14 protein-coding genes are annotated in these 13,009 nt (G+C 65.7%); 7 read left to right on the top strand and 7 right to left on the bottom strand.

Annotated elements, in window-relative coordinates:
• Positions 1–140 precede the first annotated feature (140 nt).
• Positions 141–887, top strand: a complete 747-nt coding sequence (locus tag G3N97_RS18885; RefSeq protein WP_205994597.1) for a glucose 1-dehydrogenase — start codon at positions 141–143, stop codon at positions 885–887.
• Here the strand turns inward: G3N97_RS18885 and G3N97_RS18880 are convergent.
• Complete coding sequence (locus G3N97_RS18880) at positions 884–1,216, bottom strand: hypothetical protein (protein ID WP_205994596.1); 333 nt, start codon at positions 1,214–1,216, stop codon at positions 884–886. The two genes, G3N97_RS18885 and G3N97_RS18880, sit on opposite strands and share 4 nt — an antisense overlap.
• Between G3N97_RS18880 and G3N97_RS18875 the strand changes: the two genes are divergently transcribed.
• The 6 genes from G3N97_RS18875 (at position 1,215) to G3N97_RS18850 (ending at position 7,466) form a co-directional block, all read left to right on the top strand.
• Positions 1,215–2,069 (top strand): ABC transporter ATP-binding protein, encoded by an 855-nt coding sequence (locus tag G3N97_RS18875; protein ID WP_241030675.1) that lies wholly within the window; start codon positions 1,215–1,217, stop codon positions 2,067–2,069. The genes G3N97_RS18880 and G3N97_RS18875 overlap by 2 nt on opposite strands.
• Positions 2,066–2,884, top strand: coding sequence for an ABC transporter permease (locus G3N97_RS18870; RefSeq protein WP_065060951.1), 819 nt, complete (start codon positions 2,066–2,068; stop codon positions 2,882–2,884). Before G3N97_RS18875 ends, G3N97_RS18870 begins: the two co-directional genes overlap by 4 nt.
• Positions 2,881–3,849 (top strand): ABC transporter substrate-binding protein, encoded by a 969-nt coding sequence (locus G3N97_RS18865; protein ID WP_205994595.1) that lies wholly within the window; start codon positions 2,881–2,883, stop codon positions 3,847–3,849. Before G3N97_RS18870 ends, G3N97_RS18865 begins: the two co-directional genes overlap by 4 nt.
• A 61-nt stretch (positions 3,850–3,910) precedes the next feature.
• Positions 3,911–5,236 carry an amidase gene (locus tag G3N97_RS18860; RefSeq protein WP_205994594.1) on the top strand — a complete coding sequence of 442 codons (1,326 nt, stop codon included), beginning with the start codon at positions 3,911–3,913 and terminating at the stop codon, positions 5,234–5,236.
• 37 nt (positions 5,237–5,273) lie between these two features.
• Positions 5,274–5,939, top strand: coding sequence for a GntR family transcriptional regulator (locus G3N97_RS18855; protein WP_205994593.1), 666 nt, complete (start codon positions 5,274–5,276; stop codon positions 5,937–5,939).
• 12 nt (positions 5,940–5,951) lie between these two features.
• Positions 5,952–7,466 (top strand): amidase family protein, encoded by a 1,515-nt coding sequence (locus G3N97_RS18850; protein WP_205994592.1) that lies wholly within the window; start codon positions 5,952–5,954, stop codon positions 7,464–7,466.
• Here G3N97_RS18850 and G3N97_RS18845 read toward each other — a convergent pair.
• From G3N97_RS18845 to G3N97_RS18820, 6 genes are all read right to left on the bottom strand, one after another.
• A complete protein-coding gene (locus tag G3N97_RS18845) occupies positions 7,456–7,818 on the bottom strand; it encodes a cupin domain-containing protein (protein WP_205994591.1) in 363 nt (120 codons plus the stop codon). The genes G3N97_RS18850 and G3N97_RS18845 overlap by 11 nt on opposite strands.
• A gap of 58 nt (positions 7,819–7,876) precedes the next feature.
• A complete protein-coding gene (locus G3N97_RS18840) occupies positions 7,877–8,947 on the bottom strand; it encodes a polyamine ABC transporter substrate-binding protein (protein WP_241030676.1) in 1,071 nt (356 codons plus the stop codon).
• Between the two features lie 275 nt (positions 8,948–9,222).
• Positions 9,223–9,450, bottom strand: coding sequence for a hypothetical protein (locus tag G3N97_RS18835; RefSeq protein ID WP_205994589.1), 228 nt, complete (start codon positions 9,448–9,450; stop codon positions 9,223–9,225).
• A 142-nt stretch (positions 9,451–9,592) separates the two neighbouring features.
• Complete coding sequence (locus G3N97_RS18830; protein WP_205994588.1) at positions 9,593–10,870, bottom strand: cyclopropane-fatty-acyl-phospholipid synthase family protein; 1,278 nt, start codon at positions 10,868–10,870, stop codon at positions 9,593–9,595.
• On the bottom strand, positions 10,867–11,727 hold the full coding sequence (locus tag G3N97_RS18825) for a DUF1365 domain-containing protein (protein ID WP_205994587.1): 861 nt from the start codon (positions 11,725–11,727) through the stop codon (positions 10,867–10,869). Before G3N97_RS18825 ends, G3N97_RS18830 begins: the two co-directional genes overlap by 4 nt.
• Positions 11,724–13,007, bottom strand: coding sequence for an FAD-dependent oxidoreductase (locus G3N97_RS18820; RefSeq protein WP_346778084.1), 1,284 nt, complete (start codon positions 13,005–13,007; stop codon positions 11,724–11,726). Before G3N97_RS18820 ends, G3N97_RS18825 begins: the two co-directional genes overlap by 4 nt.
• Between the last annotated feature and the right edge of the window lie 2 nt (positions 13,008–13,009).

Here is a 13,009-nt window from a genome sequence, read left to right as displayed (position 1 = left end):
CGCATTGTTCGGCAAATGCGGCCACTCCATTCGTCGCCAGGGCCTTTTTCGCGCCATTCGCACCCTCTACATTGTGGTTCAGCACCGACGCAAACCGCAGCGCGGCGAGCGAACGGTTCAACCCACATTGGAGGTTTGTCATGGCCAGGCTCGAAGGAAAGGTCGCGCTCGTTACGGGCGCATCGAAGGGAATCGGCGCGGCGATCGCCCGCGCGCTCGCGAAAGAGGGCGCGTCGGTCGTGGTGACGTATGCGAGCAGCCAATCCGGCGCGCTGGCGGTCGTCGAGCAGATTCAGGCAGCGGGCGGCAAGGCGACCGCGGCAGGCGGCGACGTCTCGCAGCCCGCCGACGCCGCGAAGCTCGTGCAAACGGCCATCGACACGTTCGGCCGCCTCGATATCGTCGTGAACAATTCGGGCGTGTACGCGTTCTCGCCGGTCGAGGACATCACGACTGAGGAGTTCCATCGCCAGTTCGACACCAACGTGCTCGGGCCGCTATTGGTCACGCAGGCGGCCGTGAAGCATCTGGGCGAAGGCGCGAGCATCATCAATATCAGCTCGGGCGTCACGCGCATCACGCCGCCCGCGAGTGCGATCTACACCGGCACCAAGGGCGCGCTCGACGCGATCACGAACGTATTGGCGCTGGAGCTTGCCCCGCGCAAGATCCGCGTGAATGCGATCAATCCTGGCTACGTCGAAACCGAAGGCACGCATAGCGCGGGCATTACCGGCTCGGACATGGCCGACGACTTCATCGCGAAGACGCCGCTCGGCCGTGCGGGCCAGCCGCAAGATATCGCCGATGTCGCGGTGTTCCTCGCTTCCGACGAAGCGCGCTGGCTAACCGGCGAGCATCTGCTGGCGGCGGGCGGTATCCGTTAATCGTCGATTCCGGCAGTAAGACGCGCCGCCCGCGATCCCGCTGGCGGCGTTTCTATTTTGATTTCGCTAGTCTCGTTGTTCGAGCGCGTTTCTTTTTCGAATCGCGCTTCCTGTTCACCCGTCTCCCCGAAAAACGCACCATCGCACGGCGTTTGCACGCCGCGCTGGTGCGATTCGCGCCCACGAATACGCATTGACGCACCATCATCGAGCAGGTGAATTCCCGATTGCGCGGAATTTATTTTTTCACTTGCGTCGTGGTTTTTTGACTGTGCACTATGTGTTGTGCACAGCACAAACGTACGCCACGTACCGATGAGGATGTCCATGAGTGTCTCAGCCATTGCAACCCCGCAAGCGGGGAACATCGCTTCGACGCATGCGTCGGGTACGGACCGCCTGAAGGTCCAGCAACTCAGTCACGCATTTCGGACTGCCGATGGTGTCGACGTGCCGATCTTCGAGCGGCTCGATTTCAGCGTGCGCAGCGGCGAGATCGTCTCGATCGTCGGCCGCAGCGGCGCGGGCAAGAGCACGCTGTTCAATCTCGTCTCGGGGCTCATCAAGCCGCAGTCGGGGCAGATCAGCGTGGGCAAGCGCGACGACGGCAGCGCCGGGCGCATCGCCTACATGCTGCAGAAAGACCTGCTGATGCCGTGGCGCACGGTGCTGCAGAACGCCGTGCTCGGCATCGAGCTGTATCGCAAGGTCAAGCGCGCCGACCTCGAACGCGCGCGCCAGATGCTCGCGCGTTACGGCCTCGGCGCGGTGGCCGACGCGTATCCGCATTCGCTCTCGGGCGGCATGCGCCAGCGCGTGGCGCTCACGCGCACGCTGCTGGTCGATCCCACGCTGGTGCTGCTCGACGAACCGTTTTCCGCGCTCGACTACGAGACGCGTCTCGCGCTCGAAGACGACGTGATGGCGCTGCGCCAGCAGAGCGGCACGAGCGTCGTGCTCGTCACGCACGACATCGAGGAAGCGATCGCGATGAGCGACCGCGTGATCCTGCTGGGCGGCCGCCCGGCGCGTATCGAAGACGACATCGACGTGCGCCTGACCACGCATGGCGCGCGCACAGCGGTCTCGGCGCGCGAGGCGCCCGAGTTCCGCACCTACCATTCGCGCGTCTGGAACGGACTGCGCAGCCATACCATCCAGCACGCGGGAGCCACGGCATGAGCGATATCGCGATCTCTTCCAATGCGCCCGCCCGGCGGCGCGCGAAGCCGCGCCGCGCGGCGAAGCTCGGCACCACGGGCGCCGTCGCGCTCATCGTCGTGGCGCTGATCGCGCTGTGGCAGGTGGCGGTCACGGCGGGCTGGATCAACGGCAAGCTGCTCGGCTCGCCCGCGGGCATCTGGCAGGCCGCGCAACAAGGCCTGAACGGCGGCACGCTGATACCCGACACGCTCGTCACGCTCTACGAAACGGTGGTGGGCCTCGTGGTGGGCAGCGGGCTCGGGATCGGCCTCGGCCTGCTGCTCTGGTTCGTGCCGCGCGTGTCTGGCGTCGCCGAAGGATTGTCAGTCATCCTGAACAGTATTCCGAAGATCGCGCTCGGACCGCTGATCGTCATCTGGTTCGGATCGGACATGACGTCGAAAGTCTGGCTCGCGGGCATTTCCACCTTCGCGGTGGCGATGATCTCGTCGTGCGCGGCGGCGCGCGAAGTCGACAAGGATCTGCTCAACCTGTTCCGCTCGTTCAACGCGAAGCCTTCGATGATCTTCACGAAGCTGATCGTGCCGGGCGCGCTGCCGTGGGTGTTCTCGACGCTGCGCGTGAACATCGGCTTCGCGCTGATCGGCGCGGTGGTGGGCGAGTACATCGCTTCGCAGGCGGGACTCGGGCATGAGGTATTCGTCGCCGGATCGCTGTTCGATCTGAATACGGTGTGGCTCGGCATTATCGTGCTCACGCTGATGGCGACGCTGCTGGGCTGGATCGTTCAATTCACGGAAGCAAAGGTCATTTCATGGAAGTCAACACGATGAAACGAGTAAGCGCGATTGCCATTGCGGCTGCAGTGACGGGGTTGAGCGTTCAGGTGTCCGCGCAGGCGGCGGAACCGGTCACGGTGTATCAGGCTTTTCAGTCGATTCAGTATTTGCCGCTTTACGTGGCGATCGACAAGGGGATCTTCGCGAAGAACGGTCTCGACGTGAAGAAGGTCACGGCGGGCAGCGGCGCGGCGGGCGTGGCGGCGGTGATCGGCGGCCATGCGGACTTCTCGCTGCAGGATCCGATGACGGCCGTGCTCGCGAACCTCAAGGGCGCGAACGTGATGGCCGTCGCGAACGTGGTGGCGGGCGTGCCGGTGTGGGTGATCGCGCCGCCCGATGCGGGTGTGCATCAGCCCGGCGACATGTCGAGCAAGAGCGTCGCCACGGCGCTGCCGCCTTCGACCAGCACGTATCTGCTGCAACGGCTCATCAAGGATCAGAAGATCGAGAAGGTGTCGCTGAACACGGTGCAACTGGGCACCGAACTCGCGCCGGTGAGCGCGGGCCGCAGCCAGGCGGCGGCGGTCTACGAACCGCAGGCGGACACCGGCATCGCGCAGGGCTACAAGGTCGTGTACGGTTTCCCGAAGGCCTATCCGGGCGGCTATGCGTTCTCGACCATCAACACGGCGGCCTCGACCATCAAGGACAAGCCGCAGATGGTGGCGGCGTTCGTGAAGTCGATCGGCGAAGCCGAGGCGCTGATTCATCAATCGCCGGACACGGCGAAGGCGGTGGCGAAGACGGAATTTCCGTCGCTCGACGCGAAGATCGTCGACGCGGCCGTGGGCCGCCTGATCGATCAAAACATTTACGCGCCGACGCCCGAGATTTCCGAGCAGGCGTTTCGCAATGCGCTCGATCTGCAGGAGTCGATCGGCAATATCAAGCCTGGCAGCGTGAGCTATGCAAGTGCCGTCGACAATTCGTTTGCCGCGGCCGCCGCGAAGAAGTAAGCGCCGCGACGCCCGTTATCGCGTCGGCGCGCTGCGCCGGCGCTTCGAATGGAAGGACAGGATGAACGAAGCCAATCCGTCGTTCGTGACGGCGCTGATCGCGCAGCGCGGCAATCCGGCCGCGAGTCGCGCGCGGCTCGACGAAGCCGTGGCGCGCGCCGAGGCGCTCGAATCGCTGCACGTTTTCACGCATCGTCCGCAGGCGTACGTGGAGCCCGACGCGTATGCGCCGCTCGCGGGTCTGCCCGTGGGCGTGAAGGACCTGATCGATACCGTCGATATGCCGACGTGCTATGGCTCGCCGATCTGGCGCGGCCATCGTCCGCAGGCCGATGCGCCGATCGTGACGCAACTGCGCGAACTCGGCGCGCTGGTGTTCGGCAAGACCGTGACGACCGAATTCGCCTGGCGCCAGCCGGGGCCGACCGTGAATCCGTGGCTTCGCGATCATACGCCTGGCGGGTCGTCGAGCGGATCGGCGGCGGCCGTGGGCGCGGGCATCGTGCCGCTCGCGCTCGGCACGCAGACGGTGGGATCGGTGATCCGGCCCGCCGCGTACTGTGGCGTGGTGGGCTACAAGCCGAGCTACGGCACGATCTCGCGCGAGGGCGTGCATGCGCTCGCCGCGTCGCTCGATCACATCGGTTTCTTCGCGCGCGACGTGGAAGTGGCGGCGCTCGCGCACGCGCTGTTCGTGGCGCAGCGCGTGGAAGCGATCGACAGCGTCGACGCCTGGCAGGCGTGGTTCGCGCCGCTCGCTGCGCCGCCGCGTCTGGGCGTGGTGCGCACGCCGTTCGACGCGCGTTTGCAGGACATGCAGAAAGTGAATTTCGACGCCGCGCTCGCGCAGTTGCGCGCGGCGGGCGCGGAGATCGTCGAGATCGAATTCGAGGTCGATCTCGAACAGATCGTCGACGCGTTGCAGGTGATTCTGCGCGTGGAAGCGCGGCACGCGGTCGGGCCCGAGGCGCGCGCGCATCGCGAGCAGTTGAGCGCGCATATGCGTGCGCTCGTCGATGAGGGCGCGGCGATGCCCGAGGCGCGTTATCAGGCCGCGCTTGCGTTGCAGGCGCAATGGCGCGCTCGCTCGGCGGAACTGCTCGCGGGCTGCGATGCACTGGTGAGCGTGCCCGCCACGGGCGTCGCGCCGCAAGGTCTCGACGACACCGGCGACCCCACGTTCTGCGCGCCGTGGAGTCTGCTCGGCATGCCGGCCGTGACGGTGCCGTCGGGCTGGACCGATGCGGGTTTGCCGCTGGGTTTTCAGACCATCGGCGCGTTCGGCGAGGATCTCGCGACGCTGCGCGTGGCGGCGTGGATCGAGCAGGTGATCGGTGCGCGGCGCGAGCTTGAGCTTGCTTCGGCAAGCACCGAGGCGATCGCGTAACACCGACGAAAGCGACCAACGCGACCAGGGAGACAGCATGGGCAAGCCGTATCGCACGATTCAGGAATACGTACTCGGCACGCTGCGCGCGGAGATTTTGCAGGGCGTCTACAAGGCGGGCACGCGCTTGCGCCAGGAGGAAGTGGCGAAGCGGCTCGGCGTGAGCACGACGCCCGTTCGCGAAGCGTTCCGCGATCTGCGCGCCGAAGGGCTGGTGGCGATCGATCCGAACAAGGGCGTGGAAGTGCGCGGCCTCACCGCCGACGACGTCAGCGAAATCTACGAGCTGCGCATGCTGCTCGAACCGATGCTCGCGGCGCGCGCGTGTCTGCGGGCGAGCGCCGCGCAACTCGACGCGGCGCAGGCGAGCCACGACGCGATGAGCCAGGCCGCGCCGAGTTCCGAGCAATGGGCCTTGCTCAACGAGGATTTTCATCAGCATCTGATGCAGTGCGAGGCGCACACGCGGCTGTTCGAAGTCGTGCGCGGGCTGTCGCTGCTCGCGCGTCCGTATGTGTCGCTGTCGATGTACGTGCAGCCGGATATCATGGCGAGCAATAACGACGAGCACGCGCATCTGCTCGCGGCCTGGCGCGCGCGCGACGCCGCCGCCGTGCAGGAACAGACGCGCGTGCATCTGCTCAACACGCGCGATGCGATCGTCGCCTGCGTCGATCAATCGGCGCGCGCGCTGGCTGCTTGATGGAAGGTTCGAATGTCTGTTTCACTGGCTGATTTATCCGCTGTCGACGCGCGGCGTCTGATCGGTAACGGCGAGCTGTCGCCGGTCGAATTGCTCGATGCGTGTCTCGCGCGCATCGAATCGATCGAGCCTGCCGTCAACGCGCTCGCGGCCACGGCGTTCGAACGCGCGCGCGACGAAGCGCGTCGCGCGGAACAGGCTGTTGTGCGCGGCGAAGCGCTGGGCGTGCTGCACGGTTTGCCGATCGGCGTGAAGGATCTCGAAGAGACGGGCGGCTTGCTGACGACCTATGGCTCGCCGCTGTATCGCGATCATGTGCCGGTCAGCGATAACGCCTTCGTCGCTCGCTTGCGCGCGGCGGGCGCCATCGTCGCGGCCAAAACCAACGTGCCGGAAATGGGCGCGGGCGCGAACACGCGCAACGCGGTCTGGGGCGCGACGGGCAATCCGTTCGACACGCGGCTGAACGCGGGCGGTTCGTCGGGCGGCTCGGCGGTCGCACTCGCCACCGGCATGCTGCCGCTCGCCACGGGTTCGGATCTCGGCGGCTCGCTGCGCATTCCGGCCGCGCTCTGCGGCGTGGTGGGTTATCGCGCGTCGCCGGGACTCGTGCCGTCCGAACGTCGCGTGCTGGGCTGGGCGCCGAACTGGGTCAGCGGACCGATGGGGCGCAACGTCGCCGACGTGCGGCTGCAACTGGCCGCCGTAGCCGGTCACGCGAGCGCCGATCCGCTCAGCTATCCCGCGACGCTCGACGCCTTCGCGCGCGAACCGCGTCTCGATCCTTCGACGCTGCGCATCGGCTATACCGAAGATTTTGGCGCGTGCGCCGTCGATGCGTCGATTCGCGCCACGTTCCGCGCGAAGATCGAACGCCTCTCGCGCATCGTGGCGCAGTGCGAGCCGATCGACATCGATTTGCGCGAAGCGCATCGTGTGTTCGACGTCGTGCGCGCGCAGGAATTCGTCGCGAGCCTGCGCGAAACCTATGAGCGCGATCCGTCGCTGCTCGGCGCGAATACGCGCGCGAATTACGAAATGGGCGGTGCGCTCACACTCGCCGACGTCGCGCGCGCCGAGACGCAGCGCACGACGTTGTATCGGCAATTTCAGGCGCGTTTCTCGCGCTACGACGTGATCGTTTCGCCGGTCTCGCCGGTCACGCCGTTTGCGTGGACGACCTCGCATTGCGAGTCGATCGACGGCACGCCGCTCGAAAATTATTATCGATGGGTCGCGCTCACCTATGTCGTGACGGTGCTGACGAATCCATCGATGTCGCTGCCTTGCGGCGTCGATCACGCGGGCATGCCGTTCGGTCTGCAACTGATCGGACCGATGCGCGGCGACGCGCGCCTGCTCGATGCGGCGCAGGCGCTCGAAGCTGCGTTCGCGCGCGAACCCGCACTCGCGCGGCCCGTGCCGGATCTCACCGCGTTGCGCGGCACGCCCCATCAGGCGCGCGCCGCGCTGCGTTCGATCGTCACCGATCCGCCTCGCTTGCGCGACGCGTCGCTCAGCTTTTGAACTCGACCGAGACGAATACTTTGCTGCACGGCTCGACCACTTCCCACGTCCCCTGAAAACCGGCGGGAATCAGGAAACGGTCGCCCGCGCGCACGGTTTTTTCCGCGCCCGATTCATCGCGCAGCACCGAGACGCCTTCGAGAATTTCGCAATACTCGTTCTCCGTGAAATTCACGCGCCAGCAACCGCGTTCGCTGGCCCAGATGCCCGTCGACAACTGTCCGCACGGACTCGTGAAATGCATGTCGGCGGATTGGCGCGCTCGGCCGGAAAGCACGACTTCGGGCTTCGGTTCCCATTCGAGCGTTTCTTTCGCGGGTTGCGAGTAATCGACGATATCCAGAATGCGCATGATGTTGGCAATAAAGAAGTGAGAGGAACAAAGCGGCGCGCGGCGGCGAATCAAGCCCTTACGTGCCCGATTTCAACTGCGCCCACAGGCGGTTTTGCAGCCGCATGATCGCCGCCGGTTGCGGACGCATGACGGTCATCTTGTCGATGACTTCGTCGGAAGGAAACGTGCTGGCGTCTTTCACGATCGCCGTTTGAACCAGCGGATACGACGCACGATTCGCGGTCGGATAAAACACTTCGTTGGTGATGGCGGCGCTCGTTTTCGGATCTTCGATGTAATTGATCCATTTGAGCGCCGCTTCGGGATGCGGCGCGTCTTTCGGAATCGCCATCATGTCGAACCAGAGCAGACCGCCTTCCTGCGGATTCACGAACTGAATCTGATAGTGGCGCTTCGCCTCGATGGCACGCCGACGCGCGATGCCGGCATCGCCCGAATATGCCACGGCAATGCACACGTCGTTATTCGCGAGGTCGTTGATATAGCCCGACGAATTGAACTGCGTGATATAGGGGCGCACTTTCTTCAGCACTTCGTAGGCCGCGGTGTAATCGGCGGGATTTGTGCTGTTGGGATTGCGATGCAGATATTGCAGTACGGCGGGAAACACGTCCGATGCCGAATCGAGAAACGACACGCCGCAGCTTTTGAGTTTCGAGAGATTCTCGGGATCGAAAACCAGCGCCCACGAATCGGGCGGCGTCGCGCCGCCGAACGCCTTTTGCACTTCCTGTGCGTTGTACGCGACGCCGTCCGTGCCCCACGCCCACGGCACGCCGTATTGATTGCCGGGGTCGGCGTCGCTGACCATTTTCATCAGATGCGGATCGAGATTCGCGAGATTCGGCAATTGCGATTTATCGAGCTTCTGATAGACGCCCGCCTCGATCTGCCGCGCCATATATGCCGACGATGGCACGACCACGTCGTAACCGGAACTGCCGGCGAGCAGTTTGGCTTGCAGCGTGTCGTCGCTGTCGTAGCTGTCGTAACGCACCTTGATGCCGGTCTGTTTCTCGAACGTGGGCACCGTGTCCTGCGCAATGTAGTCGGACCAGTTGTAGACGTTCACCTGCGTGTCGCCCGCGATGGCGGGTTGGGCGGCGACGGCGGCGAGCGTGAGCATCGTGGCGGCGCACGTCACGGGGACGGCGCGTTGGAGCGTGTCGTGAAGTTTCATCCTGCTTCCCTGGCGTTGATTCGAAGGTTGATTCGAAGATTGATTGGAAGACGGCATGCGCGTCTTCGCACCCGGCATCCGCGTGAACGGACGAGGCGTACGTGATGACCGGCATCGCGTGCAATAGGCGTCATGCAATCGCGTGGCGCGCAGCAAGGCCGCACAACGCTGCACAACGCGAAGCGGCGCGATATCAGACGAACGGGGCGAACAGCGAGGGGCTAGGGCTTGGGCAGCAGGGAGGCGATTTCGTCTTTACGAACGCCGATGAAATCGCAGCTCATGGCCGAGTGATGGCGGCGCACGGAGCGAATGGAGATGACCGTGTCGATCGAGCAATAACTGCACGGCCGGGCGACGTGGCTGGCGCCTGAAACAATCGCGCTGCGCATGGCGAGAAAGCCGCCACGTCCTCGATCGTACTGTATCAAGGGGCCACGAATTTTCATGATCTAAGGCGCACGGGTCGAAGCACGGGAGCGTCGGACTGTTGAGCGGATGCCGGTTGAATGCAGGCGTTGCGGCGAGAAAATACGCAGCGCCATGCACGCTTTAACCGGTGGATTCATGGTACCCGCGCCAAAAAGCGTGTCAATGGGGGTGAGCGCGAGGATGTGCGAGGGGATGTGCATCACTGCGCTGCACGACGAAATGCATCACGTCCGTGCGTCCTTCGTCGAACGCGGCTTCGCAATACGCGAAATAGAGCGTCCAGATGCGAATGAACGCATCGTCGAAACCGAGCGCGCGCAGCGAGTCGAGACGGCTTTCGAAACTTGCGCGCCACAGACGCAAGGTCTGCGCATAATCGCGTCCGAAGGCGAATACGGCGCGTGCATCGAGCTGCGCCTGTTGTGCGGCGCGCACGAATTGCTGCGGACCCGGCAACATGCCGCCCGGAAAAATCATCTCGCGGATAAAGTCGCTCGACGTGCGATAACGCTCGACATGCGCGTCGTCGATGGTGATGGTTTGCACGAGCGCCCGCGCGCCCGGTTTCAGCAGATGCGAAAGCGTGTCGAAATACGCCGGCCACCACGCTTCGCCCACGGCTTCGAACATTTCGATGGAGACGATGGCGTCGTACTGGCCGTCGCTTTCGTGAAGATCGCGGAGATCACAAAGATCACGATAGTCGCGCAGTTCGATCTCCGCGAAATGCGCAAGCTGCGCCGCGCGCACGCGTTCGTTGGCCCACGCGTGTTGTTCCTGCGAAATCGTCACGCCGCGCACGTGGATGCCTTGCCGCGCCGCATACAAGGCGAAACCGCCCCAGCCGCAGCCGATTTCGAGCACGCGCATGCCGGGCGTGAGCGCCAGCGTATCGATGATGCGCTGATACTTCGCGCGCTGCGCCTCGTCGAGCGAACGGTGTGCGTCGTCGTCGAAACAGGCGCTCGAATAGGTCATCGTGTCATCGAGCCACGCGGCGTAGAACGCATTGCCCAGATCGTAATGCGCGTGGATATTGCGTCGGCTGCCCGCGCGCGTGTTGCGGCGCAGCCGATGGCGCAGCGCGTACCATACGCGCGCGAGCGGGCCGCCGTGCAGGGTTGCGGCAGCGGCGTGTTCGTTGCGGATTGCGAGGCGCATCAGCGCGGTGAGATCGGGCGAGTCGAGCCATTGCGCGCGCAGCGCCTCGGCGAATCCGATATCGCCCGCGCGCAGGATCACACGGCACGCGCGCCAGTCGTGAATGCGCAGCGCGGCGGCGGGGACGTCGCGTGCATCGCCGAACACCTGCTGCGCGCCGTCGGGCGTCGTCAGCGTCAGATGGCCGTGACGGATCTTGCGCAGCAATGCAAGAAAGAGACGGGCCGCAAGCGGCATCGGCGGATGCGCGGCCGTGGGCAGGCGGAGCAGCGTCATGAGCGGGCCTCGTGGTCGGTGGGGCGCAAGGGTGCGTTGGATGCGTGTGGTGCGGGCGGGTGTTTGCCGAAGAACGGCACGCGTTTGAGCCAAAGCCGCAGCGCCTGCCAGTGAATCCGCAGCACGACGCCGGGCGTGAGGAGCGGCTGACGCAGGAGCGCGCCAAATGCGCGGCGTGCGTCGAGCGGTTCGGCGCGCATGGCGATGGCCGTGCGCAGCAACACGCCGAGACCGTCGGCGTAATCGATCGCGGTGACGAGCCGCGCGCCATGCTGGCGCACGCGAAACAGATAGTGGCCTTCGACGCGGCAAAACGGCGAAACGTGAAAGGTCTTGCGGCACTGCAGTTCGGTCGCGTCGCCGATCGGCGCGTGATCGGCTGCGCTCAGCAGATAGCCGTGGTGCGCGCCGAAGGTGTTGCGCACGTCGGCATAGAGCGCGCGCAGGCGGCCCGCGCGGTCGTAGCAATACCAGAAGCTCACCGGATTGAACGCGTAACCGAAGATTCGCGGCAGCGTTTGCAGCCAGATTGCGCCATCGGCGGGAATGCCCGCTTCGGCGAGACGCGCGCGCATCCACGGCGCGAGTGCGCGACCATCGCGCGGACCGTAATCGCGCGTATCGAGCGAGAACACGCGCCGGCGGTTGATGCCGAACCACCCGCATTGCAGCGCGTCGAGGCGGTCGAGATCGCAGCAGATCTGGAACAGCGGATACGCGAACGCATGATGCGCGGGGCGCAAGCGTTCGTGCACCACGCGGCCCGTGAGCAGACAGGCCGCGTGCGCCTCCGCTCCAGGGCGCGCGGCGTGCGCGAACGGCGGCGCGCCACGCGCAAGATCGGCGCGCGGGCTCATGGTCGACCCCACGCCGGCATCACGCCGAAGTCGCGCGCCACGCGCAGCGCCGACTTCAGGCCGTCTTCGTGAAAGCCATAGCCGGTCCACGCGCCCGCGAACCACGTCGCGCGCCGCCCTTGCAGATCGGGCAGGCGCTGTTGCGCGTCGATGGCCGCGAGGTCGAGCAGCGGATGATCGTAGACGTAGCGGCCGAGCACGGCGTGCGGCGCGGGCTCGCTCACCGGATTGAGCGTGACCACGACGGGCGTGCGAAACGGCAGCGGCTGCAACTGGTTGATGAGGTAGCTCACGCAGACGGGCTGCGCATCGGCTTCGCCGCTTTCGCTGATTTCGCCGACATCACCGCCCGCATGATGCGCCGATGCACGGCTCAGGTAATTCCACGCCGACCACACGCGGCGGCGGCGCGGCAGCAGCGCCGCGTCGGTGTGCAGCAGCGCCACGTTGCGTTGATAGCGCACGGCGCCGAGCACGTCGCGTTCGGCGTCGTCGGGGTCGGCGAGCAGGGCCAGCGTGGTGGGCGCGTGGCTCGCGAGCACGACGGCGTCGAAGCGTTCCGCGCCCGCCTGATCGGTCGCGATCGTGACGCCCGTCGCGTCGCGGCGCACCGCGCGTACGGGCGTGTTCAGGCGCACGTCGTCGAGCGCGACGAGCAGGCGCGAAACGTATTCGCGCGAGCCGCCCGCCACGGTTTGCCACGGCGGCCGGTTGTTCACCTGTAGCAGCGCGTGATTGAGGCAGAAGCGCAGGAAGGTCGCGGCCGGAAAACGCAGCACGTCGCGCGCGGCGCTCGACCAGATCGCGGCCGCCATCGGCAACAGATAGTGACGCTGGAACGGCGCGCCGTATCCGCCCGCCGTCAGCAGTTCGCCCACCGAAAGCCGCTCGCGCCGCGCCGTTTCCAGATGACGTTCGGCGGCGGCGTTGAAACGCAGGATGTCGCGCAGCATGCCGATGAACGTCGGCGAAAAGAGATTGCGGCGCTGCGCGAACACGGTGTTCAGATTGGTGCCCGCCCATTCGAGCGCGCCGCCGTCCATCGACACCGAAAACGACATCTCGCTGCGATGCACGCGCACGCCGAGTTCCGCGAACAGCGCCACGAGGTTCGGATAAGTGCGCTCGTTGAACACCAGAAAACCGGTGTCGACGGGATGACGCTGCCCGTCGAGCGCGACGTCGACGGTATGCGCGTGGCCGCCCGCCGTCGCGGCGGCCTCGAACAGCGTGACGCGATGGCGGCGCGCGAGCAGCCACGCGCTCGCCAGCCCGGCGATCC

It is taken from the genome of Paraburkholderia sp. Ac-20347, from assembly GCF_017104805.1.
In the GTDB taxonomy this organism is placed as follows: Bacteria; Pseudomonadota; Gammaproteobacteria; order Burkholderiales; family Burkholderiaceae; genus Paraburkholderia; species Paraburkholderia tropica.
The sequence above is the reverse complement of the archived record's forward strand: the minus strand, read 5'-3'. Positions and strand labels throughout refer to the sequence as shown.

Bases quoted from the DNA above. Each gene is read 5' to 3' on its own strand.
- G3N97_RS18835 (WP_205994589.1), bottom strand. From the start codon at position 9,450: ATGAAAATTCGTGGCCCCTTGATACAGTACGATCGAGGACGTGGCGGC.
- G3N97_RS18880 (WP_205994596.1), bottom strand. From the start codon at position 1,216: ATGGACATCCTCATCGGTACGTGGCGTACGTTTGTGCTGTGCACAACA.
- G3N97_RS18825 (WP_205994587.1), bottom strand. From the start codon at position 11,727: ATGAGCCCGCGCGCCGATCTTGCGCGTGGCGCGCCGCCGTTCGCGCAC.
- G3N97_RS18860 (WP_205994594.1), top strand. From the start codon at position 3,911: ATGAACGAAGCCAATCCGTCGTTCGTGACGGCGCTGATCGCGCAGCGC.
- G3N97_RS18830 (WP_205994588.1), bottom strand. From the start codon at position 10,870: ATGACGCTGCTCCGCCTGCCCACGGCCGCGCATCCGCCGATGCCGCTT.
- G3N97_RS18845 (WP_205994591.1), bottom strand. From the start codon at position 7,818: ATGCGCATTCTGGATATCGTCGATTACTCGCAACCCGCGAAAGAAACG.
- G3N97_RS18850 (WP_205994592.1), top strand. From the start codon at position 5,952: ATGTCTGTTTCACTGGCTGATTTATCCGCTGTCGACGCGCGGCGTCTG.
- G3N97_RS18885 (WP_205994597.1), top strand. From the start codon at position 141: ATGGCCAGGCTCGAAGGAAAGGTCGCGCTCGTTACGGGCGCATCGAAG.
- G3N97_RS18840 (WP_241030676.1), bottom strand. From the start codon at position 8,947: ATGCTCACGCTCGCCGCCGTCGCCGCCCAACCCGCCATCGCGGGCGAC.
- G3N97_RS18865 (WP_205994595.1), top strand. From the start codon at position 2,881: ATGAAACGAGTAAGCGCGATTGCCATTGCGGCTGCAGTGACGGGGTTG.
- G3N97_RS18875 (WP_241030675.1), top strand. From the start codon at position 1,215: ATGAGTGTCTCAGCCATTGCAACCCCGCAAGCGGGGAACATCGCTTCG.
- G3N97_RS18855 (WP_205994593.1), top strand. From the start codon at position 5,274: ATGGGCAAGCCGTATCGCACGATTCAGGAATACGTACTCGGCACGCTG.
- G3N97_RS18870 (WP_065060951.1), top strand. From the start codon at position 2,066: ATGAGCGATATCGCGATCTCTTCCAATGCGCCCGCCCGGCGGCGCGCG.